The sequence below is a fragment of the Nocardia araoensis NBRC 100135 genome (assembly GCF_000308435.1).
In the GTDB taxonomy this organism is placed as follows: domain Bacteria; phylum Actinomycetota; class Actinomycetes; order Mycobacteriales; family Mycobacteriaceae; genus Nocardia; species Nocardia araoensis.
Map to the genome: position 1 here is coordinate 64,238 of NZ_BAFR01000003.1, position 22,667 is coordinate 86,904.

Below are 22,667 nucleotides of genomic sequence, written 5' to 3' on the forward strand. Positions count from 1 at the left end.
AGCGTTCGGAGGGGACTAGACGAGCAAAATCTAGACCAGCTAACGCGTGGTGAACCCTTTGTGACTGTTTATTCAAATTTTGTTCACCATCGTGACTCACGGCTTGGTGGGGTCGCGGAAATAGGGGCGCTGACCGGCCTTTTCCGTACCGAATCAATCTGAGAGTTCCAAACGCTGGGAAGTCAATGAGACGAATGTCACAGATCGAAACCATGGAGTTCGGTTAGGCCGCACCGCGTTTCGAGTCCGTCGCCGAGGCGGCGCGCCCCCACGTACAGTCATGGGGTGCGATTGCTCGTCACCGGTGGCGCCGGTTTCATCGGCGCGAACTTCGTCCAGCAGACCGTGTCCGACCACCCGGATACGACCGTCACCGTCCTCGACGCCCTGACCTATGCCGGGAACCGGGCCTCGCTCGACCCGGTGGCCGACCGCATCGAGTTCGTGCACGGCGACATCGCCGATCTCGACCTGGTCGACGAACTGGTCAGCAGCGTGGACGCGGTGGTGCACTTCGCCGCGGAGTCGCACAACGACAACTCCCTCGCCGAGCCGTGGCCGTTCGTGCAGACCAATATCGTCGGCACCTATTCCCTCCTGCAGGCCGTGCGCAGGCACGACGTGCGCTACCACCACGTGTCGACCGACGAGGTCTACGGCGACCTGGCCTCGGACGACCCGGCCTTCACCGAGACCACCCCGTACAACCCGTCCAGCCCGTACTCGGCCACCAAGGCCTCGAGCGATCTGCTGGTGCGCGCGTGGACCCGCTCCTTCGGCGTACGCGCCACCATCTCCAACTGCAGTAACAACTACGGCCCCTACCAGCATGTGGAGAAATTCATCCCGCGCCAGATCACGAATCTGATCGATGGGGTCCGTCCCCGGCTCTACGGGGCGGGACATCAGGTACGCGACTGGATTCACGTCGACGACCACAATCGCGCCGTCTGGGAGATCCTGCGACGGGGCCGGATCGGGCAGACCTACCTCATCGGAGCCGACGGCCAACTCGACAACAAGTCCGTGGTGCGGCTGATCCTCGCGGAGTTCGGCCGCGACCCGGACGATTTCGACCACGTGACCGACCGGCCCGGCCACGACCAGCGCTACGCGATCGATGCGACGTTGCTGCGTTCCGAACTCGGTTGGCGCCCCCGTTACGCGGACTTCCGCGCCGGACTGGCGGCGACGATCCAGTGGTACCGGGACAACGAAACCTGGTGGCGTCCGGGCAAAGCCGCGACCGAGCGCGCCTATCTCGCCGCGGGCGAGCGCACGCTCAGTGCGGCGGGAGACTGAGAAAGGCGCCCCGGGGGACACCCAGAGGCGCCACGCCGCTCAGCCCCAGACGATGGTGTAGTACTTCGCCGCCGCCGCGATCAGCGCCACACTCGTCGCCACCACCACGGTGACGGCCGGGCCGACCGACGGGGTCTTACCCGCGGAGTCGGTGAGCCGCAGCGGCATCCAGCGCAGCAGCACCGCGAGCGTCACGATCGCCAGCGGCACGAAGTAGCGGCCCTGCACGCCGTCGATGATGTAGTAGCCGACCGGCGTGAACGACATGTACAGCGTCACGTAGATCATCGCAACGCTCGCCGCCATGGTGAGCGCGACGATCAGGGTGCGGCGGAAGGCCGGGGCGGTCATTCGTTCCGCGACGCCGAGGCTCACCGCGAACGCCAGCAGGCAGGCCAGCATGGAAAGGGCGGGCACATCGACGTAGGCGAAGCCGAGTTCGCCGAAGAACTGGCTGAACCAGCGCTGGTCGCGCAGCGCGATGCTCTCGCCGAACACGTGCACGAACTCCGGCGGATCGCGCAGGATGCCGCTGAGCTGGTCGCCGGGACGCACCGAGTGCCACTGGTGCGGCGGCCGCATCAGGCCCATACCGTCGCCGGTCGGCGCCGCGATCTTCATCCACACCGCGAACGCGAGCGCGCCGGCCGCGGCGAAGGCCCACGGAATCCCGCGCCGCCAGCCGCTGAACCCGAATCGCTCGGCGGGCACCAGGGCGACCAGCAAGGCGAGCAGCACGTAGGTGGGCTTGCTCACCGGCAGCAGAATCGTCGCGGCCAGCAGCGCGCCGATCTCCACCCGGCCGAGGCGCTCGCCGAGGAACATCGCCTTCACCAGCAGCGCGGAGACGAGGATGGCCAGCGCGTTGGTCATGGTGTCGGCGGTGACCGTGCCGGCCTGGAACACCGCGATCGGCAGCGCGGCGACGGTGAACGCCAGCCACTGCACCCGATGCGCACGCAAGGCGTACAGGCCGAATCCGACCACCGCGAGGTAGGCGAGCAGTCCGGCGAGCCTGGTGAGCAGGAGCAGGCCGCCCACGTCGAGCCCGAAGAGCTCGCCGAGCCGGATGCCGATCGCGGCCGGGATGTAGGGCACCGGCGAGTAGGCCGCGGTATTGGTGAACCACACCGGTTCGGTGGCGTCGGAGACCGCGGCGTTCGTCAACCGGTCGTAGCGGGCCGGGTCGGCCACCATGGGGTCGGGCTCGTCCGGGTTGGTGGTGTAGTCCTGCAGCGCGTAGCCCATCAACTCGGTGATGCTGGCGGGAACGTCGCCGCCGTAGGCGATGCCGCGATCGTCGTGGATCCGCTGGGGCAGGAACCCGCCGTGCGCGACCTGGTAGGCGCGACCGAACTGGGTGATCTCGTCATGACCCCACATGGGCGGGGTGAGAACGGTGAACAGCGCACCGAATATGGTCGCGAGCAGGGTGAAGGCGATCGTCGCCCCGCCCAGGCGCGTCACCGCTCGCTCGGCGAAGCCTTTCGCGGACCGGTCCGTTCCGGTCGTCGCCGTCTCGGCGTCGACGGCGGGCAGCGGTGCGGTGTCGGTCGCGGGTAGCGGTGCGGTGTCCGAGGGCTCGACCGAATTCTCCTCCGGCGTCGCGGTCCGATCCGCGGAGGTCGTCACCGCCCGGCTCCGCCGTTGCTCCGCGGGTCCTCCGCACCCACCGCCGTGTAACGCAGGTAGACCAGGCGCGCGGCCTCGTGGCGGGAGCGCCGGATGCCGTCGAGGATCAGGCCCGCGGTCCAGGCGAGGCTGCCGAGCAGCAGCAGGGTGAAGCCGAGGAACAGCGTCGGGAATCGCGGCACCGTGTGGGTGTTGTAGAACTCCACGATGATCGGGATGGTCAGGATGATCGAGACCAACCAGCTCAGCGTGCCGAACAGGCCGTAGAACGCGACCGGCCGCTCGTGCCGGGCCAGGCCGACGATCAGGGCGAGGATCTTGAAACCGTCGTGATAGGTGCGCAGCTTGCTCTCGCTGCCCGCCGGACGATCGCGGAAGCCGACCGGCACCGCGGTCTGCGGCACCCGCAGGTGCAGGGAGTGCACCGTGAGTTCGGTCTCGATCTCGAATTCGCGGGACACCGCGGGAAAGCTCTTCACGAAGCGGCGGGAGAACACCCGGAAGCCGGAGAGCATGTCCTCGACGTTCTCGCCGAACACCTTCCCGACCACGCCGTTGAGCACCTTGTTGCCGGTCTCGTGGCCCGCGCGGTAGGCCGAGGCGCCCTCGTCCTGCTTGCGCACGCCGAGCACGTGGTCGTAGGGGCCGTCGAGTAGCGTCTTGATCATCAGCGGCGCGGCGGACGCCTCGTAGGTGTCGTCGCCGTCGATCATCAAGTACACGTCCGCCTCGATGTCGGCGAAGGCGCGGCGCACCACGTTGCCCTTGCCCTTGGTGTGCTCGTGCCGCACGATCGCTCCGGCCTCGCGGGCACGCTCGGCGGTTTCGTCCGTGCTCAGATTGTCGTAGACGTAGACGACGATTCCCGGCACGGCGGCCTGTAGATCGGCCACGACCTTGGCGACCGAGGCCTCTTCGTTGTGACACGGAACCACGGCGGCAATACGGAGCTCGGTGGAGTCCACCCGGGTCAATCCTCGCGATCGGTGGTGAATGTGGGAACACGGGGAGGGTACAGGGAACTCACAGCTTGCGCGTGGCCGACCTCACCGTGTGCGACAGCGGAATTTCCCCGCGCGGGCGCCGCGGTGTCGCTGCGGTACCGTCGGGCCGTGCCATCCAGTGAGTCCACCGCGCCCGCGGGCGAGCCAGTGACCCAGGAGACCGGTGCGGTCGTTCGCAAGGTGCTCGCCGCGCTGCGCAGAGGCGGGGCGTTCCTGGTGGTCGGCGCGATCGGCTTCCTGGTGGACGCGGGCACGTACAACCTCCTGGTCTTCTGGGGTGGCGAGGGCGTGCTCTATCACTACCCACTGCCCGCCAAGATCATCGCGATCGCGGTGGCCACGGTGGTGACCTATTTCGGCAACAAATGGTGGACCTTCGCGCACAAGAAGACCGACAATCCCGGGCGCGAGTATCTGTTGTACGCCGTGTTCAACGTGGTAGCGATCGGGCTGCAACTGGGTTGTCTCGGCTTCTCCCGTTACGTGCTCGACCTGTCGAGCCCGCTTTCGGACAACGTCTCCGGTACGTTGATCGGGCAGATCGTGGCCGTGGTGTTCCGGTACTTGGCCTACGACAAATGGGTCTTCACCGGGGCGCGAGCGGGCGAGGACAGCGCCACCGACAACGAATCGGCGAACGTTTAGCAATGCTTCGGGCACACGTCGGCGCGGCCGTACGGCGGGCAACCGCACAGGGTGGTTGATATCCTCACCCCCGCCGTGAAGGCATCGAGGGGCGTGTCTGTCCCGTCCGGCACAATGAGAATTTCGAGGATTTCATGGATCAGTCGGCTATCGAGGCCGTTACCGAAACAAACGATCGCTCGACAGCCGCTGAGGCGCCTGCCGCGCTGCGCGCCGACCATCGGGCGCCGGACCGGCTCGTGCTCCAGCGCGGTATCTTCACCGGTCCGTCGGCGAAGGTGAGCGATGAGCTGTACGCCGTCGTAAAAGGTGGCGCGCACCGAGAACGCCAGACCCTGCGCTTGGACAAGGGCGCGACCGCGCACACCAACACCTACTTCGGACGGTTCGCCGCCAGCTACTGGCAGCGCTGGACCACGGTCACCGAGGTGCAAGCCACCATGGTGCTCGACGTGGCCGCCAAGGCGAACATCCGCCTGGTGGCCTCCGACATCGCCGGCCACCGCAGGATCATCGACACCCAGCGGGTCGACGCGAGCGGTTCGGTCACCCTGACCGCTCCGCTCGATCAGTACGTCGACGGCGGCGCGCTGTGGCTGGAGTTCGACGCCATCGGCGGCGCGCTCGGCATCGCGGAACTGAGCTGGACGGCCGTCGCGCCGGAACGCGTCCGCCCGGTCGCCATCGCGATCTGCACCTTCAACCGTGCCGAGGACTGCGCGGAGACGGTCGCGGCGCTGTCCTCCGATCCCACCGTGCTCGCCGCGATCGACGCGGTGTACGTCGTCGACCAGGGCACCGATCTGGTCGAGAACCGGCCGCGCTACCAGGAGGTCGCGCCGATCCTCGGCGAGAAACTGCGCTACCTGCGCCAGCCGAACCTCGGCGGCGCCGGTGGCTTCACCCGGGGCCTCTACGAGGTGTCCGCGGTCAACGAGCACGCCGACGTCATCCTGATGGACGACGACATCCTCTGCGAACCGGAGACGGTGCTGCGCCTGAACGCGTTCGCCAACCTGACGGTCGAGCCGACCCTGGTCGGCGCGCAGATGCTGTTCCTGCTCAACCCCGACTACCTCAACGTCGGCGCCGAGGAAGTGCATCTGAACCGGCTGCGGCACGGCCAGAAGGTGCCGAAGGCGCTGCGCAACACCAGCATGTTGAAGAAGAACCAGGAGCGCCGCGTGGACGCGGGCTACAACGCCTGGTGGACCTGCCTCATCCCGGCCGAGGTGGTCGCGAAGATCGGCCTGCCGATCCCGATCTTCTTCCAGTGGGACGACGTGGAATACGGCATCCGGGCGCGCGAGCACGGTTTCGTCACCGTCACGCTGCCCAACGCCGCGGTCTGGCACGCCGACTTCTACTGGAAGGACTACGACGACTGGGCGCGCTACTTCAGCACCCGCAACTCGCTGATCGTCGGCTCGCTGCACACCGAGCTGGACGGTAAGGACATCGCGGGCAGGTTGTTCCGGGAGATGGCGGAGCAGTTGGTCGCGATGCAGTACGGCTTGGTGCACACCACGCTGCAGGGCATCGAGGACTTCTTGAAGGGCCCGAAGGTGTTGCGGGACGGCGGTATCGAAGCGCTGGCGGCCGCGCGGACCAGCCGGGCCGATTATCCCGAGACGATCAAGCACCCCGCCTCGACACCGCCGGTGCGCTCCGCGGACATCCAACTGCGCCGCGCGGGTGGGGAACCCAGCCGCGCGAAGCTGGTGCTGATCAAGCGCGCGATCAACCAGTGGCTGGGGCGTACCCAGCACGGCATCATCGGCGTCACCAGGGAAGACGCCTACTGGTGGCATGTCTCGCTGTTCGACCACGTGGTGGTCACCGACGCCTCACAGTCCGGTGTCCGGGTGCGTCAGCGCGACAAGGCCCGCGCGCTGCGGCTGTTGCGTCGTATGGTGCGTGTGCTGCGTCGCCTGCGCCGGGAGCTGCCCGCCGTGCAGGCGCAGTACCGCGCTGCCATGCCGGAACTGACCAGCCGCGAGAACTGGGAGCGGTTGTACGGGATCGAAGGTCAGCGCGACAGCTGATTTCGTTGGTACATGGGTAACTCATGGGGGACGGGCTGACCAGCCCGTCCCCCGATTGCAGCCGCCAACGCTGCTGGCGCGGCACCTGAGTCCGGCCTAAAGACGCGGAGAGGCGGACAGAAAAAGATCGGTGGTGAGTTCGCCGTCGCCCGGGGTGACGCGGTACTTGTCCAGGTCGGTGATGCCGTGGGCGGCCAGCACCTCGTCGTCGATGAAGAAGTTGCCGCTGGTCTCCTTGCCGGGCGAGGTGAGCACCAGGTAGGCGGCGTCGGCATAGATATCGGGTGTGCGCGAGGTGGAGATCATCTCCTCACCGCCGAGCAGGTTCTTCACCGCCGCGGTGGCGATGGTGGTGCGCGGCCACAGTGAATTCACGCCGATGCCGTCGCCTTTGAGTTCCTCGGCCAGCCCCAGGGTGGTCAAAGACATGCCGTACTTGGCGATCGTGTAGCCCAGCGCCATGCCCGCCCACTTGGGGTCCAGGTTCAGCGGCGGGGACAGGGTGAGGATGTGCGGGTTGCGCCCGGCCTTCGCCGATTCGCGCAGATGCGGGATGCTCAGCTTGGACAGCAGGAAGCTGCCGCGGCAATTGATGTCCTGCATCAGGTCGTATTTCTTCATCGGCAGTGCGTCCGTCGGGGACAGGTCGATCGCGGAAGCGTTGTTCACCACGATGTCGATGCCGCCGAACCGTTCCACCGTCTGGCGTACCGCCTCGGCCACCGACTCGTCGACGCGGACGTCGCCGACGAACGGGAGTACCTGCCCGCCCTCCGCCTCGAGTTCCGCGGCGGCGGTGTGGATGGTGCCCGGCAGCTTGGGATGCGGCTGATCGGTCTTCGCGATGAGGGTGATGTTCGCGCCGTCGGCCGCGGCCCGCTTGGCGATCTCCAGCCCGATGCCGCGACTGCCGCCGGACATGATCATCGTCCGGCCCGCTAGCGGCTTGGATCCCGGTTCCGTCATCTGACCTGCTCCTTCGTTTCCGTCGCAGGCACCAGCCTGCGGCTGTACGCGCTTGCAGACCAATCGTAAACCCGCTCACTATGCAACCAGGTGCATATGCGGTGCGAAGAGAGGGCACCGGCGTACCGGCGCCCTCTTCCGGTTCAGGCCGTGGTGGCGATCAGGATGATGTTCAGCAAGAACATCAGGCCGACCAGGGCCCAGACGATGTACAGGAACAGCATGCCCGGCGCCTTCTGCGGAACCGGTCCGATCGCGCCGTTGAGGAAGATCACGACCGGTGGCTTGTAGTAGAACCGCGCGGCCTGTCCCTCGGCGATCGGCACGGTCACGTTCGCCGCACCCATGTCGAACAACCACGGTGTGGCGACCCGGACGTGGTACTGGCCGGGACCGACCGGGATGTGGTTCGCGCCCCAACGGGTGTTGGGCACCCGCTGTCCGTTGACCAGGATCTTCGGCTTGGTCAGCGCGAGCATGAAGGTCCACAGCGAGTACGAGGCATCGATGGTGATGCCCGGCGGATCGGCGGGCCGGCCGTAGCCCTGCGGGCCGAACTGCTGCGGCTGGCCGTACGGTTGCGGCTGGCCGAATTGCTGCGGCTGGCCGTAGGGCTGCGGCTGCCCGTACTGCGGTGCGGGCTGGCCGAATTGGGGCTGCCCGTACGGCGGCTGGCCCACCTGAGGTTGGGCGAGATGCGGGTGGCTCGGCTGCTGCCCCGCAGGCGGCGCGTACTGCGCGGGCGCCTGCTGAGGCGGGTACTGGCCGACTGGCGGCTGCTGACCGAACGTCGGCTGCCCGGGCCATTGGCCGGGCTGCTGACCGGGTGGCGGGTACCCGCCGGGCTGACTCATCTATCCCTCCCAGATAGCGAACGATGCGAGGGGCACCCTACCGTGCCCCCGCTCGATCAGCGTCGCGAGTTCCGCTCCCGGAACATCTTCCGGTGCTGCTTGGTGATGTCCCGCCAGGCTCGTTCGCGTTCGGCTTGCAGCCGCTTGTCGGTGCGCGCCCGCATCCACTCGTTCTCCCGCGCCAGCTTGTCGTAACTGTCGAGCCTGCGTTGGGTGAGTTCGCCGTTGTCGATCGCCTCCCGTACCGCGCACCCCGGTTCGCCGTGGTGTGCGCAATCGCCGAAACGGCATCGGGCGGCGAGGGTTTCGATGTCGCTGAAGGTCTTCTCGATGCCTTCGGCAGCGTCCCACAGTCCGACGCCGCGCAGCCCGGGCGTATCGATCAGAGTGCCGCCGCCGGGCAGCGGGCGCAGTTCCCGGTGCACCGTGGTGTGCCTGCCCTTCTTGTCGGTGTCGCGGACCGCGTTGGTGGCGAAGACCTCCGCGCCGAGCAGCGCGTTGGCGAGGGTCGACTTCCCAGCACCGGAGGGTCCGAGCAGTGCGACGGTGCCGTCCAGCATCGCGGTGAGCACGTCCAGCCCGAGCCCGGTGCTCGCGCTCACCTCGAGCACGGCAGCGGCCGGTGCGACGGCGCGCACCTGGGCGAGCGGGATGTTCTCGGCCGCGTCGGCCTTGGTGAGCAGCACGATCGGCTGGGCGTTGCTCTCCCAGACCAGCGCGAGCATGCGTTCGATGCGGCCGAGATCCACATCGCCGTCGGCGGCGGTGCAGATCAGCACGGTGTCGACGTTGGCGGCGAGCACCTGGCCGTGGGACCGCCCGGATACCGACGATCGCACGATCGCCGATCGGCGCGGCAGCAACCGGCGCACCGCCGACGTGGCGTCAACGGTCACCCAGTCGCCGGTGCACAGCCCGCTGACCTCGGAATCCGGGCGCGGGCAGCGAGCGCGGGCGAGCCCGCCCGGCGTGGCCACATCGCATTCACTGCGATCCATGCGGATCACGCGCGCGGGGACACAGTCTTCCTCGATCATCGAGGCGTACTGCGAGGCAACGGCTTCGGTCCAGCCGTAAGGGACGAGAAGGTCGTGGTCGACCATGATGGAAGGAGTCCTTCGTCGGGCGCCGAACCCGACGGAGGGTTCAGCGAGCGGAGAATGAGGGGGAGTTTCGTGTGGCGGCATGACCGACGTCAGCTCGCCTGAACACGACAACCCGAACGTTCCTCGTCACGGTCCACACCTCCTTACCTCTCTCGCGGTCTCACCACCCTTGCATCCGAATCCGCCCCGCACAACCGAATTTACGATTTCCGGATCGGCGTGCGCCCGGCCCGACGCGAGGACTACCCGGCGTCAGTCGGGCTTGCCGAACTGCTCGTGGCGGCCGAGCGAGCGTAGGTGGAACCATTCGCGCAGGCCGGCGGGGTCGCGGCGGGTGACCAGGAAGAACCAGGAGAAGCGAACCCATTCCTGGGGCAGCAGCTTCCGCATGCCCGGCTGGGACATCAGGTAGCCGCGGTTGCGGTAGGTGAAATAGCGCTTCACCGGATCGTCGGGATACTGCGTGTGCATCCGGCCGCCGAGAATCGGCTTGAACTCGGCCGCGCCGTTGGGATGCAGATACGCCGTCTGCAGGCAGGTGCCGAACGGCAGCCCGGAGCGCACCAGCCTGCGATGCACCTCCACCTCGTCGCCGCGCACGAACAGGCGCAGATCCGGCACGCCGATCACGTCGACCGCCCGCGCGGAGATCAGCGCGCCGTTGAACAGCGAGGCGATGCCGGGCAGGAAATCGTCGTCGCCGAGTTCCGAGCGCAGCCTGCGCCAGACCACGCCGCGGCGCAGCGGGAAGGCGAGCCGGTCGGGCTCATCGATGTCGCAGACGACAGGCGAGACCTCGACCAAGCCGTGCCGGTCCGCGCAGTCCAGCAGGGTGGACAGCACGTCGGGGCCTTCGGGCCTGCCGTCGTCGTCGGCGAGCCATACCCAGTCCGCGCCGATGCTCAGCGCATGCAGCATGCCGAGCGCGAACCCGCCCGCTCCGCCGAGGTTGTGCGCCGAGCCCAGGTAGGTGGATTCCACCGGCTGGTCGCGCACCAGGTCGGCGACTTCGGTCTCGTTGCCGTTGTCGACCACGATGAGGTGGTCCACCGGCCGGGACTGCGAGGTGACGACTTTCAACGACTCGGCGAGCAGTTCGCGGCGCTTGTGCGTGACCACCACGGCCACGATGCGCGGTTGCGAATCAGGCACCGGCGCTGCTGATTTCGCGGCGGGCTCGACGGCCTCCTCCGGCACGGAGCCGATCCGGGCCTGCGCCCCTTCGTCGATCGGGGTGTCCTGCCCGGTCGGCTCACTCATGCCTGATTCCGCTCCAATTCTCGTTCGTTTGTCCCGCCCCGTTCCGCTTCCAGCTCGCGCAGCACGGTCGCGACGTGATTCCCCGCCTCCGGCCCCTCATAGGCTCGCACCACTTCTTCGATGCCGCCACGCAGCCGGATCTGGCCGTGGTCGATCCACAGCGCCGTATCGCACAGCTGCGCGAGGAATTCGTTCGAATGGCTCGCGAAGACCAGGATGCCCGAACGCGCCACCAACGACTGCAACCGCTTGCGGGCCTTCTTCATGAATTCCGCGTCGACGGCGCCGATGCCCTCGTCGAGCAGCAGGATCTCCGGATCGATCGAGGTGACCACGCCCATCGCGAGGCGAACCCGCATACCGGTGGAATAGGTGCGCAGCGGCATGGACAGGTATTCGCCGAGCTCGGTGAAATCGGCGATCTCATCGATCTTCGACAGCATCTGCTTGCGGGTCTGCCCGAGGAACAGGCCCCGAATGATGATGTTCTCGTAGCCGGAGATCTCCGGGTCCATGCCGACGCCGAGGTCGAACACCGGCGCCACCCGCCCGCGGATGCGCGCACTGCCGCGCGAGGGTTCGTAGATGCCCGAAAGCAGGCGCAGCAGGGTCGATTTGCCCGCGCCGTTGTGCCCGACCAAGCCGACCCGATCGCCTTCCTTCAGCGACAGATTGATCTCCCGCAGGGCCTCGACCACGACGACGTCGGATTTGTTGCGCCCGATCGCGCCGCCGGCCTTGCCGAGGAACGCCTTCTTCAACGACCGCGATTTGGCGTCGAAGATCGGGAATTCGACCCAGGCCTCCTGGGTCTCGATACTCACACGACTCATCGGGGCGCTCCTATACCCAGTACGGTACGCGCGAACGGAACTGCTTCATGGCGAGGATCGCCACGATCCAGCCCAGCAGGGTGATCGTGCCGACGACCAGCCAGTGCCGCAGTTCCTGCGGTTCGCCGAGCAGGGGCGCCCGGACGATCTCGAGATAGTGGAACGTCGGCACGAGTTCGGCCAGCTTCGCGCGGTCGCCGTTGCCCATCTGCGATTGCAGCGTCTTCGTCGTCCACATGACCGGCGTCAGCACGAACAGCATCAGCGTGGTGCTGCCGAGAATCGGCGCGATGTCGCGATAGCGCGTGCTGAAGATGCCGAACACGATCGACACCCACATCGAATTCAGGAAGATCAGCGCGATCGCCGGAATCGCCATGAGGCTGGCCACCCCGAGATGGCGCCACACGCCGAACGCGGCGAGCATCACCAGGTAGATGACCATGTTGTGGGCGAAGAAGAGCAGTTGCCGCCACACCAGCCGGTAGACGTGCACGCTCAGCGCCGAGGGCAGCTGCTTGATCAGGCCCTCGTTGGCGATGAAGACCTCCGAGCCCTCCAGGATGCTCGCGCTGATCACGTTCCAGATGATCAACCCGACCGTCACATAGGGCAGGTACTCGCGCAGCGGCTGGCCGAGCAGCGCCGCGTACAGCACGCCCATCGCCACGGCCTGCAAGCCGGTGGCGATGGTGATCCAGAACGGCCCGAGCACCGAGCGGCGGTAGCGCTGCTTGATGTCCTGCCAGCCGAGCGACAGCCACAGCTCCCGCTGGGCGAAGCCGCCCGCGAAGTCCTGGAACGCGCGCCGGAACGTCTGCGAGTCCGGCACGATCTTCGCCTCGGTGGCTCCGGCGTGCAGGGTCTCCGTCTGCGGTGTGGCAGCGCTCACCGGGGCCTCCGGTGCATCGTCTTCGGAACGCACCGTGTGCTCGGCCGAGGGGGTCGAGCTGTCATCTGAACGCGCTTGGTCATCGGAACCAACTGAGCTCTCTTCAGGACGCACCGCACTCGGATCGGAAACCGAGTCGGAGCGAGCGGCAGCGGCGGGCACGGTGCACGAGACTACCCCGGTGGCTTCCCGCCACCGCGTGGCACACGCGCGTCGCCGGTCTCACAGGTACTGGCCGGAACCGCCGGTGACGTGACCGGCCTGGCTACCGCGCGGGTCGGCGACGTTGAGTCCGGGCGGCAGCGCCCCTTGACGCATCTGTTCGAGCTGGGCGCGCGCGGCCATCTGCTGGGCGAACAGCGCCGTCTGGATGCCGTGGAACAGGCCCTCCAGCCAGCCGACCAGCTGGGCCTGCGCGATTCGCAGTTCGGCATCGGACGGGACGGCGTCGTCGGTGAACGGCAGGGTGAGCCGCTCGAGCTCCTCCCGCAGTTCGGGGGCGAGGCCCTGCTCCAGCTCCCGCACCGAGGAGGTGTGGATCTCCTTGAGGCGATTGCGGCTGGCCTCGTCCAGCGGAGCGGCGCGCACCTCCTCGAGCAGCTGCTTGATCATGGTGCCGATCCGCATCACCTTCGCGGGCTGCTCGACCATGTCGGCGAGCGATTCGCCGGAGTCGTCCCGGTCGTCCGACTTGTCCTTGTTATCGTCGGTCACGACCTGCGCGGTGAAGGGCGCCTCCGATCCGGCCGCCGCCGGGATGGCCAACGGCCTGCCGTCGGGTCCGACAACGACGATGTGGTCCGGTGCCTCATACGAGTGCGTCATGGTCCCTATCATGTCGTGTTCGCTCGGAACGCGCTAAGCCGGTGTTCCGCAGTGGGCACACTGGGCAGGGTGCGGCGCGTATCGCGGGTACGCACCACCGTGGGGGCCGGCGTTCTATTCTGTTCGGGTCGTGCGGTTCGGATTTGTCGAAAGTCGGTCGCCATGCTGAGTCCCAGGTCGCTGTGCTCTCGCCACGATGTGGAGGGGAACGCGGTTACACAGGCTCGCCCGCTGCCCTTAGAGTGGCCAGCATGACTTACGACGTCGCGCGGGTTCGGGGCCTGATACCGTCCCTGGGCGACGGCTGGATCCATCTGGACCCGCAAGCGGGAATGCTGGTCCCGGACGCGGTATCCCGGGCTGTTTCAACGGGTTTCCGAACCTCTTCCTTTTCTCATATCGGCCGGACCGCCGCGGCCGTGCGCAGCGCGGCGATTCTGGACGCGGCCCGCGAGGCCGTGGCCGACCTGGTCGGCGGTGACCCGGCGGGTGTCGTGCTCGGCCCCGACCGTGCGGTCCTGCTGGCCTGGCTCGCCGAATCGCTGAGCTCCCGCCTCGGCCTCGGCACCGGCATCGTGCTGTCCCGGCTGGACGACGAGGCCAATGTCGCGCCGTGGTTGCGCATCGCCAACCGCTACGGCGCGCACGTGCGCTGGGCCGAGGTGGAGATCGAGACCTGTGAGATGCCGTCCTGGCAGTTCGAGGAACTGATCGGCCCCACGGCGCGACTGGTCGCGCTCACCGCCGCCTCGCCCATCGTCGGCTCGGCGCCCGCGGTGCGGGTGGCCGCGGACCGGGTGCACGAGGTGGGCGGCCTGCTCGTGGCGGACGCGTTCGGCGCCGCGCCCTACGCGCTGATCGACATCGAGGAACTGAACGCCGACGTCGTCGCGTTGAGCGCACCGGCATGGGGCGGTCCGCAGATCGGCGCGCTGGTCTTCCGCGACCCCGCGTTCCTGGACCGGATCCCGTCCATGTCGCTCAACCCCTATGCGAAGGGCGCCGAGCGACTCGAGGTCGGCGGGCACCAGTACGCGCTGCTGGCGGGCCTGACCACCTCGATCGACTTCCTGGCCGGGCTGGACGAACGCGCGCACGGCACCCGGCGCGAGCGCCTGGAGATGTCGATCACCTCGTTGCAGGACTATCACGACCAGCTGTTCGAGCACTTGATGAGCATGCTCGACTCGATCCCGAGTCTCACCGTGATCGGCCGCGCGTCCACCCGCATTCCCACGGTCAGCTTCACGCTCGCGGGCATGCAGGCGGAGAAGGTCGCGGCGAAGCTCGCCGACAACCGGATCGGCACGGTGAGCGGCGTGCACGGCGGCAGCAGGCTGCTGGACGCGCTCGGCGTCAACGACGAGGGCGGCGCGGTGACCATCGGCCTGGCGCCCTACACCACCAAGTTCGAGATCGATCAGCTCGGCAGGGCGCTGCTGGCGCTGGAGTGAGCGGCGCTCAGAGTTCCGCCACCCGCAACACGACCTTGCCGAACACCTCGCCGGAGTCCAGCAGCCGGTGCGCTTCGGCGGCCTCTTCGATCGGCAGTTCGGCCGCGATCACGGGCGCCACCGTGCCGTCGGCGATCAACGGCCACAGCTGCCCGCGCACCTCGGCCACGATCTCGGCTTTGCTGCCCGAGCCGGTCGCGGGCCGCGCGCGCACGTTGGTGGCGTGGACGGTGCCCCACTTGCGCAGCAGGGCGCCCAGGTTCAGTTCGGCGTTCACGCCGCCCTGCATGCCGATCACCACGAGACGGCCGTGCTCGGCCAGCGCGTCGACGTTGCGTCCCAGGTAGGCCGCGCCCATGTTGTCGAGGATGACGTCCGCGCCGGAGCCGCCCGCGCCCGAGCGCTCGGCGCGCACGGCGGCGACGAAGTCGTCCTCCTTGTAGTTGATCAGCACGTCGGCCCCGAGCTCCGCGCAGCGCGCCAGCTTCTCGGCCGATCCAGCGGTCACCGCGACGCGCGCGCCGAGGGCCTTGGCGACCTGGATGGCGTGCGTGCCGATCCCGCTGCCGCCGCCGTGGATCAGGAGCAGCTGGTTGGCCCGCAGGCCCGCGGTCATCACCAGGTTCGACCAGACGGTGGCCGCCACTTCGGGCAGCCCGGCCGCCGCGCCCAGGTCGAGGCTTTCCGGAACCGCAAGCACCTGGGTGGCGGGCACCACGACCCGCTCGGCGTAGCCGCCGCCGGACAGCAGCGCGCACACCCGATCGCCGACCGCCCAGTCGCGGACTCCGTCGCCGACTCCGGCGATCACACCGGAGCATTCCAGGCCGAGCAGCGGACTGGCTCCCGGCGGGGGCGGGTAATAGCCCTGACGCTGCAACAGATCGGCCCGATTGACCCCCGCGGCGGCCACGTCGATCAGCACTTCGCCGTGTCCCGGTGTCGGCTCCGGCACCTCGGACAAGATCATGACCTCGGGACCGCCGGAACCGTTCAGATCTATCGCGCGCACCATGCCATAGTGCTCCGCGCGGACGGACGGCCGCGCGCTGGCCCCCGGAGCCGACCTTTCCGGATCGATCCGGCAAGCGGCCTGCGGTGACCGGCGTCACGGACTACCGTTCCGGTGATGAGCGGCGGCTTCATCGATTTCCAGAACGAGATCTACCTCGGCGGTCTGGGCGGCACGACACCTGAATTGCCCATGACCGCAGCAGGTCTGGAATCGCTGGCGCGGGAGCGGCTGGATCCGGCCGCGTTCGCCTACGTGGCGGGCAGCGCGTCCGCCGAGCGCACCGCCGCGGCCAACCGATCCGCCTTCGACCGCTACCGCATCCTGCCGCGGATGCTGCGCGGCTCCACCGGCCCCGGCGCGCGGGATCTGTCCGTCGAGGTGCTCGGCACGAAACTGGCCGCGCCCGTGCTCACCGCGCCGGTCGGCGTCCTGGAACTGCTGCACGAGGGCGGCGAGGTGATCGTGGCCGAGGTGACCAAGGAACTCGGCATCGGGACCGTGCTGTCCACCGCCGCCTCTTCGACCATCGAGGACGTCGGCGCGGCGGCCGGTGCCTGGTGGTACCAGCTGTACTGGCCCGCCGACGACGAACTGGCCTGCTCCTTCGTCCGGCGCGCCGAACGGGCCGGGGCCTCGGCGATCGTGGTCACCGTGGACACCCCGGTCCTCGGCTGGCGGCCGCGCGACCTGGAACAGGCGCACCTGCCGTTCCTGCACGGCAAGGGCATCGCCAACTATCTGTCCGATCCGGTGTTCCTGGCCAAACTGCCGACCCCGCCGGAGGAGAGCGAGGAGGCGATGCGGACGGCCATCCTCACCTGGGTGGGGCTGTTCGGCAACCACACGCTGCGGCTCGCCGACGTCGCGCGGCTGCGCGAATGGACGGACCTCCCGATCGCGGTGAAAGGTATCCTGCACCCCGACGACGCACGTCAGGCGGTGGACGCCGGCGCCGACGCGGTGGTGGTGAGTAATCACGGCGGCCGCCAGGTGGACGGCTCGATCGCGGCGCTGGACGCGCTGCCCGCGGTCGTCGCCACCATCGGCGATCGCGCCGACGTGCTGTTCGACTCCGGCCTGCGCACCGGTTCCGACGTGCTCGTCGCGCTGGCCCTGGGTGCGAAGGCGGTGCTGTACGGGCGGCCGTGGGCCTACGGCCTCGGGGTGGCGGGCGCCACGGGGGTCCGGCACGCGCTGCGCACATTGCTCGCCGATTTCGACTCCGCGCTCGGCCTCGCCGGATGCACGAGCCCGGCCGCGGTGAACCGCGCACTGCTGTCCACGGTGCGCTGACCTGCGATAGTTGCCCATTTCCGCACTTCGCCGCGCATAGAATGACCACTGTGCATCCCGAATCGACCGGTCGCGTCGTGGCCGAGCCGCGCTGGCTCACCCCGGCGCAGCAGCGCGCCTGGCGCGCCTACATGGACGGCCACCAGCGCCTGATGACGGCGCTGAATCGTCAGCTGCAACGTGACAGCGACCTGACCGTCGCCGAATACCGAATCCTGGTCCTGCTCTCCGAGGCACCGGACCGCTCGTTGCGGATGAGCGAGCTGGCCGACGGCGTGCTGTCCTCACGCAGCAAGCTGACCCATCAGATCCGGCGGCTGGAGGCGCAGAAGATGGTCCGCCGCAACACCTGCCTGGAAGACGGCCGCGGCGTGCTCGCCGAACTCACCGACGAGGGCATGCGCCGCCTGCAAGCCGCCGCCCCCGGCCACGTCGAAGCCGTCCGCAGCCACTTCATCGATCTGCTCGCCCCGGCCCAGCTCGAGGTGATCGCCGACGTCTTCGGCCGCGTCGACGAGGAAATCGGCAAGCACTCCGGCTGAACCGTCCGCTACGATCAGGTGCCTGGAGACGTGGCAGAGCGGCCGAATGCACTCGCCTTGAAAGCGAGCGTCGCGAGAGCGACCGGGGGTTCAAATCCCTCCGTCTCCGCTCCACTCGTCGGTGGCCCATGCTCATGGAGAGCATGGCCCGGGCTCGTTTCACAGTCCCGTGTCGGCGCGGAAGTCCCTGCGGACGAAGTTGGGCCGGATGTCCAGGTCGGGCGGGTCGTAGTAGCGGTGGAAGGTCGGGGTCAGGCCGGAGGAGATCGGCGGGTTGATCCAGGACCAGTCGGTGGGGCAGGCGCGGCCCGCGGCCTCCTCGCGCTCGACGTGATCGCAGAACTGTTTGGCGACGGTGTGGTGGTCGACGATGTACACGCCCGCTTTGCGGAAGCTGTGCAGCACCGCGCGGTTGAGTTCGACCAGGGCCTGATCGCGCCAGAGATTGCGCTCCGCCCGGGTGTCCAGGCACATCATCTCCGCGATGAGCGGGAGCATGTTGTAGCGGTTGGCGTCGCTGAGGTTGCGCGCACCGATCTCCGCGCCCATATACCAGCCGTTGAACGGGGCGAAGGGATAGGTCATGCCGCCGATCTCGAGATTCATGTCGGAGACCGCGGGCAGCGCGTGCCAGCGCAGGCCGAGACCGGCGAACCACTCGAACTCCGGGTGCTCGAGTTCCACCTCCCGTGCGAGTTCGGGCGGGATGTCGAACCAGCGTATCGGCTCGTCCGGTGTACTGATCAGCAGCGGAAGGATGTCGAAAGGCGTTCGGGCGCCGCGCCAGCCGAGCTTCATGGCGAGTTCGGTGAGCTCGACGTTGGCGGCGTCGCCGGTGACCGTGCCGTCCCCGTTGCGATAGCCCGCGTAGCGGATGATCTGCGGGCTGACGATGCGGAACTCGCGCCCGTCCGCTTGCCGCGGCGGCCCGACGGTGATCATCGATTGAATGGCGCCATTGTTGGTGGCCATGTGCAGGTGCTGCCAGCAGACCTCGGCCAGGTCGCGCGCCGAGCGGACCCGCCGGGCGTCGAGCAATTTCAACGAGCGCCAATGCTTGCGACCCACGCAGCGAGCGTGATTGCGCCAGGCCAGTTTGGCGCCGATCAGGATCTCCTCGGCGGTCTGGAGATAGGAGCCGGTCTGCTCGAGTTGCTCCAGCGCGCAGCGGCGGCGCTGGGCGCTCAGGTGCGCCAATTCGGGTAGCCGGAAGAACTCGTCGCACTCCCGCATCCGGCGTTCCAGATCGGGCAGGAAAGGCTTCGTGTCCGATTTCTCGATCGAGCACACGGGTGACACTGGATTCACGGTTTCTCCGGTCGGGCATAGGTGCTGCGATGAAACAGACGAATCGAGCAGAGAATTCGAGCGGGGAGCGCAGTGGGCACCGCTTCGTTCCGGGTGGCCCGCGAAGGCGGGCAGGGCAGATGCCGCGAAATAGCTTCACGCCGAATCCGACCTGGAGGGCGGCGGGGCATTCGCGACTGCGAACCGGGCGGCCGGTCCGCACGGCGCGGCGAAGCGCAGTACGGTGACCTCGGCGCCAGTGGCGTTGATGCGCGATCATGCCCGTCCTAGTTCGATACCTGGAAAAGGCCAGGCGCTCAGCGTACGGCGGGTGTGCTGACGGTGTGCCATGATTTGCTGGATTTGCTGGATCGATCGGAGACGCGGATCTGCGTCGGTGCGGTCGAGTATCGTTGACAGGTCGGCATTTCGGGGTCGAGGGGTTCGCTCGTGCGCAGTGTCATCGGAATGGCCGTCACCGTCGTCGCTCTGCACGTCCTCGGCTGGGGGACGCTTCTGCTGGTGGTCGCTCCGGGCCACTATGTGATCGACGGTTCGGTGTTCGGCGTCGGTCTCGGCGTGACGGCGTACACCCTCGGTATGCGGCACGCGTTCGACGCCGACCACATCGCCGCCATCGACAACGCCACGCGAAAACTGGTGGCGGAGAGCGGGCGGAGAGTTCAAACCGTCGGGTTCTGGTTCGCGCTCGGCCACTCCACCGTGGTGTTCGCGCTCGTGGCATTGCTGGCGTTCGGTGTGCGGGCGCTCGCGTCCAGCTTGGCGGACGAGGATTCGGCCCTGCAACGATGGACGGGTCTATGGGGCACCGGCGTCTCCGGTACGTTCCTGATCCTGATCGGTTTGCTCAATCTGGCGTCGCTGGTGGGGATCTGGCGGGTGTTCCGGCAGATGCGCCGCGGTGAATTCGACGAGGTGCAGCTGGAGAAGCAACTGGACAGCCGGGGGCTGCTCAACCGGGTGCTACGGCCGGTGCTCGGCCTCGTCCGCAGGCCGCGGCACATGTATCCGGTGGGCGTCCTGTTCGGCCTCGGATTCGACACCGTCACCGAGGTCGGGCTGCTCGTGATCGCGGGCGGCGCGGCGGCGACCGGACTGCCCTGGTACTCGATTCTGGTACTGCCGGTGCTGTTCTCGGCGGGCATGGCGCTGTTCGACTCGCTGGACGGTTCGTTCATGAGCTTCGCCTACGACTGGGCCTTCGCCGAGCCGGTGCGCAAGATCTACTACAACCTGGTGATCACGGGACTCTCGGTGGCGGTGGCCCTGTTGATCGGCGGGCAGGAGATCGTCTCGATCTTCGCCGAGCGGCTGGAGGTCGAATCGGGCGTCGTCGCCTGGATCGGGAATCTCGACCTGGGTGACCTCGGGTACATCATCGTCGGGCTGTTCGTGCTCACCTGGGCGGTCGCCGTCGCGGTGTGGCGTTTCGCCGGAGAGCAGCGGCGCTGGCAGGAGGGTCTGCCCGCACGGTGAAGGCGCTGTTCGGTCTTCGCCGCGGCGACGATTTTTCTTCGGCTCTCGACGTCTCTGGCAGGATGGTGCGCATGCTGTGTCGTGGGGTGCGGCGTTGGCTCTCCAGCGCCCTGATCAGTGCCGCACTCGTGTCCGGTGCGGTGTCATTCGGTGCTCCCCAGGTCACGGCCGCGCCCGGCAATCCGCCGCCGGTCAACACCGGGTCCTCGGACGGTCCCGGCCCGGCCGAGCCGACCAGTAAACAGCCCTCGACACCGCGGATCGAGCGCATCGAACCGATCAACGATCGGTGGCTGCGGGTCTATGTCGCCTCGCCCGCGATGAGCCGAGTGGTCGAGGTGCAGGTGTTGCTGCCGCGCGACCAGTCGCGCCCGCGTCCCACCGTCTACATGCTCGATGGTCGCAGCGCGAGTCCCGACAGCAACAACTGGACCGAACTCGGGCACGCCGACCGTTTCTACGCCGACAAGGACGTCAACGTCGTCCTCACCGTCGGCGGGCCTGCCAGCTTCTACACCGACTGGCAGCAGCCCGACCCGGTGCTCGGCACCAACAAGTGGGAGACGTTCCTGGCCAAGGAGCTGCCCCCGCTGATCGACGCGAAGTTCGACGGCAACGGCGTCAACGCGGTGATGGGCGTCTCGATGGGTGCGGAGGCCGCGATGATGCTCGCGTTCCGGCAGCCGACGCTCTACAAGGCGATCGCGGCGCACAGCGGTTGCTTCTCGATGGGCACCGACATCGGCCAGGCGCAGGCGCGGGCTGTGGTGGCCACCTACATGGGCGAGCCGGACAACATGTTCGGCAAGCAGGACGACCCCGACTGGCTGGCGCACGACGTCACCCTGCACGCGGACGCCTTGCGGGGCAAGACGATCTATCTGTCGGTCGGCAGCGGTCTGCCCGGGGTGCACGACGTGCCGGGGACGCCGAACGTCGACCTGCCCAGCGCCATCACGTTCGGTGGCCCGCTGGAGGCCGCGACCAACGCCTGCACCCGGCGGCTCACCGACCGGCTGCGGTCGCTCGGCATCCCGATCACCGCGCACTTCCGGGCCACCGGCACGCACTCCTGGCCGTACTGGGAGGACGAACTCGCCCTCTCCTGGCCCGTCATCGCACCCGCGATCGACGTTCACTAACCCAGGAACCGGGCGAGCACCTCCGGCTCCCTGGCGAAACTCAGGAAAAGGTCGTTCTCGTGCGGGTCGCCGACAGTGACGCGCACCCCGTCGGCTCCGTACGGTCGCACCAGCACCCCGGCCGCCGCGCTGGCCTCGCCGAACTCGGCGCTGCGCGCGCCCAGCGGCAGCCAGACGAAGTTCGCCTCGCTCGGCGGCACCGGGTACCCCGCCGCCACCAGCGCGTCGCGCACCCGTTCGCGTTCGACGACCAGAAGGTCGGTGCGATCCAGCAATTCATGGCGTGACTCCAGCGACGCGATCGCCGCCGCCTGCGCGAGCCGGCTCACGCTGAACGGAATGTGCACCTTCAGCAGCGCCGTGATCACGGCCGGATCGCCCACCGCGTAGCCCACCCGCAGCCCGGCCAGGCCGTATGCCTTGGAGAAGGTGCGCAGCACAACCACATTGGGCCTGGTCCGGCCGATCTCTACGCCGTCGGGGTGGTCGGCGAGCCGTACGTATTCGTAGTACGCCTCGTCCAGCACCACCAGCACGTGCGACGGCACCGCGTCCAGGAACCGGACCAGCTCCGTTCTGCCGACCGCGGTGCCGGTCGGGTTGTTCGGGTTGCAGACGAAGACCAACTTGGTCCGCTCGGTGACCGCGGCGGCCAGCGCGTCCAGATCGTGCACCTGACCGGCCGTGAGCGGCACCTGTACCGCGGTGGCGTTGCCCACCTTGGTCACGATCGGGTAGGCCTCGAACGAGCGCCACGCGAACAGCACCTCGTCCGACGGGGACGAGCAGGTGATCTGCACCAGCTCCTGGCACAGCGCCACGCTGCCGCAGCCGACCGCGACGTTCTCGAAGCCGACCCCGAGGAACTCGGCCAGCGCCGTCCGCAGCTCGGTGGACTGGTTGTCCGGATACCGATTGGCCAGCTCGGCCGCCTCGGCGATGGCTTTGGCGGCGGCGGGCAGCGGACCGATGGTCGTCTCGTTGCTGGCCAGCTTGACCGCGCCGGGATTGCTGCGGCCGGGGGTGTACGCCGGGATCGCTTCGAGGTCCGGCCGGATTCGCGCTGTCACACT

At 68.2% G+C, this 22,667-nt stretch carries 20 protein-coding genes and 1 tRNA gene; 9 read left to right on the plus strand and 12 right to left on the minus strand.

What is annotated here, in order from left to right; genetic code table 11:
- Positions 1-285 precede the first annotated feature (285 nt).
- A complete protein-coding gene (rfbB, locus tag ON21_RS00810; RefSeq protein WP_039794326.1) occupies positions 286-1,302 on the plus strand; it encodes a dTDP-glucose 4,6-dehydratase in 1,017 nt (338 codons plus the stop codon).
- 39 nt (positions 1,303-1,341) lie between these two features.
- Here the strand turns inward: rfbB and ON21_RS00815 are convergent, their stop codons facing one another.
- Together ON21_RS00815 and ON21_RS00820 are read right to left on the minus strand one after the other, a co-directional pair.
- Positions 1,342-2,934, minus strand: coding sequence for a DUF2142 domain-containing protein (locus ON21_RS00815; protein ID WP_039794327.1), 1,593 nt, complete (start codon positions 2,932-2,934; stop codon positions 1,342-1,344).
- Positions 2,931-3,899 (minus strand): glycosyltransferase, encoded by a 969-nt coding sequence (locus ON21_RS00820; protein WP_039794328.1) that lies wholly within the window; start codon positions 3,897-3,899, stop codon positions 2,931-2,933. The genes ON21_RS00815 and ON21_RS00820 overlap by 4 nt, the downstream gene beginning before the upstream one ends.
- 147 nt (positions 3,900-4,046) lie before the next feature.
- Here ON21_RS00820 and ON21_RS00825 point away from each other — a divergent pair, with 147 nt between their 5' ends.
- Both ON21_RS00825 and ON21_RS00830 read left to right on the plus strand, forming a co-directional pair.
- Positions 4,047-4,583 (plus strand): GtrA family protein, encoded by a 537-nt coding sequence (locus tag ON21_RS00825; RefSeq protein ID WP_245562393.1) that lies wholly within the window; start codon positions 4,047-4,049, stop codon positions 4,581-4,583.
- A gap of 134 nt (positions 4,584-4,717) precedes the next feature.
- Complete coding sequence (locus ON21_RS00830) at positions 4,718-6,628, plus strand: glycosyltransferase (RefSeq protein WP_039794329.1); 1,911 nt, start codon at positions 4,718-4,720, stop codon at positions 6,626-6,628.
- A 96-nt stretch (positions 6,629-6,724) separates the two neighbouring features.
- Here ON21_RS00830 and ON21_RS00835 read toward each other — a convergent pair whose 3' ends face one another.
- The 7 genes from ON21_RS00835 to ON21_RS00865 all read right to left on the minus strand — a co-directional run bounded on the left by ON21_RS00835 (position 6,725) and on the right by ON21_RS00865 (position 13,364).
- Positions 6,725-7,594: an SDR family oxidoreductase gene (locus ON21_RS00835; RefSeq protein WP_039794330.1), complete on the minus strand. Its 870-nt coding sequence runs from the start codon at positions 7,592-7,594 to the stop codon at positions 6,725-6,727.
- 143 nt (positions 7,595-7,737) lie between these two features.
- Entirely contained in the window at positions 7,738-8,448 is a 711-nt protein-coding gene (locus ON21_RS39810) for a hypothetical protein (RefSeq protein WP_245562395.1), read from the minus strand.
- Positions 8,449-8,504: 56 nt separating this feature from the next.
- On the minus strand, positions 8,505-9,551 hold the full coding sequence (gene rsgA / locus ON21_RS00845; RefSeq protein ID WP_039794331.1) for a ribosome small subunit-dependent GTPase A: 1,047 nt from the start codon (positions 9,549-9,551) through the stop codon (positions 8,505-8,507).
- Positions 9,552-9,806: 255 nt separating this feature from the next.
- On the minus strand, positions 9,807-10,814 hold the full coding sequence (gene glfT1, locus ON21_RS00850) for a galactofuranosyltransferase GlfT1 (protein WP_245562396.1): 1,008 nt from the start codon (positions 10,812-10,814) through the stop codon (positions 9,807-9,809).
- On the minus strand, positions 10,811-11,647 hold the full coding sequence (wzt, locus tag ON21_RS00855) for a galactan export ABC transporter ATP-binding subunit Wzt/RfbE (RefSeq protein WP_039794332.1): 837 nt from the start codon (positions 11,645-11,647) through the stop codon (positions 10,811-10,813). Before wzt ends, glfT1 begins: the two co-directional genes overlap by 4 nt.
- A 10-nt stretch (positions 11,648-11,657) precedes the next feature.
- Positions 11,658-12,539 carry a galactan export ABC transporter permease subunit Wzm/RfbD gene (gene wzm, locus ON21_RS00860; RefSeq protein WP_051020137.1) on the minus strand — a complete coding sequence of 294 codons (882 nt, stop codon included), beginning with the start codon at positions 12,537-12,539 and terminating at the stop codon, positions 11,658-11,660.
- Positions 12,540-12,761: 222 nt separating this feature from the next.
- Positions 12,762-13,364, minus strand: a complete 603-nt coding sequence (locus ON21_RS00865; RefSeq protein ID WP_039794333.1) for a bacterial proteasome activator family protein — start codon at positions 13,362-13,364, stop codon at positions 12,762-12,764.
- A gap of 251 nt (positions 13,365-13,615) precedes the next feature.
- Between ON21_RS00865 and ON21_RS00870 the strand changes: the two genes are divergently transcribed.
- Positions 13,616-14,818: a cysteine desulfurase-like protein gene (locus tag ON21_RS00870; RefSeq protein ID WP_039794334.1), complete on the plus strand. Its 1,203-nt coding sequence runs from the start codon at positions 13,616-13,618 to the stop codon at positions 14,816-14,818.
- 7 nt (positions 14,819-14,825) lie between these two features.
- Here ON21_RS00870 and ON21_RS00875 read toward each other — a convergent pair whose 3' ends face one another.
- The gene (locus ON21_RS00875) at positions 14,826-15,830 is read right to left on the minus strand and encodes an NAD(P)H-quinone oxidoreductase (protein ID WP_039794379.1); all 1,005 of its coding nucleotides are present in this window, start codon (positions 15,828-15,830) and stop codon (positions 14,826-14,828) included.
- Between the two features lie 117 nt (positions 15,831-15,947).
- On the opposite strand from ON21_RS00875, the gene ON21_RS00880 reads away from it, so the two are divergent.
- The 3 genes from ON21_RS00880 to ON21_RS00890 all read left to right on the plus strand — a co-directional run bounded on the left by ON21_RS00880 (position 15,948) and on the right by ON21_RS00890 (position 17,777).
- Positions 15,948-17,126 (plus strand): lactate 2-monooxygenase, encoded by a 1,179-nt coding sequence (locus ON21_RS00880; protein WP_039794335.1) that lies wholly within the window; start codon positions 15,948-15,950, stop codon positions 17,124-17,126.
- Positions 17,127-17,167: 41 nt separating this feature from the next.
- Complete coding sequence (locus tag ON21_RS00885; RefSeq protein ID WP_051020124.1) at positions 17,168-17,668, plus strand: MarR family winged helix-turn-helix transcriptional regulator; 501 nt, start codon at positions 17,168-17,170, stop codon at positions 17,666-17,668.
- Between the two features lie 24 nt (positions 17,669-17,692).
- A tRNA-Ser gene (locus tag ON21_RS00890) sits at positions 17,693-17,777 on the plus strand.
- Between the two features lie 50 nt (positions 17,778-17,827).
- Here the strand turns inward: ON21_RS00890 and ON21_RS00895 are convergent.
- Positions 17,828-18,901, minus strand: coding sequence for a nitric oxide synthase oxygenase (locus tag ON21_RS00895; protein WP_051020139.1), 1,074 nt, complete (start codon positions 18,899-18,901; stop codon positions 17,828-17,830).
- Between the two features lie 504 nt (positions 18,902-19,405).
- Here ON21_RS00895 and nicT point away from each other — a divergent pair.
- Together nicT and ON21_RS00905 are read left to right on the plus strand one after the other, a co-directional pair.
- Positions 19,406-20,452, plus strand: coding sequence for a Nickel transporter NicT (nicT, locus tag ON21_RS00900; RefSeq protein ID WP_505762778.1), 1,047 nt, complete (start codon positions 19,406-19,408; stop codon positions 20,450-20,452).
- A gap of 71 nt (positions 20,453-20,523) precedes the next feature.
- The gene (locus ON21_RS00905; protein WP_039794382.1) at positions 20,524-21,594 is read left to right on the plus strand and encodes an alpha/beta hydrolase; all 1,071 of its coding nucleotides are present in this window, start codon (positions 20,524-20,526) and stop codon (positions 21,592-21,594) included.
- On the opposite strand, the gene hisC is transcribed toward ON21_RS00905, so the two are convergent.
- Complete coding sequence (gene hisC, locus ON21_RS00910; protein WP_039794341.1) at positions 21,591-22,664, minus strand: histidinol-phosphate transaminase; 1,074 nt, start codon at positions 22,662-22,664, stop codon at positions 21,591-21,593. The genes ON21_RS00905 and hisC overlap by 4 nt on opposite strands.
- Between the last annotated feature and the right edge of the window lie 3 nt (positions 22,665-22,667).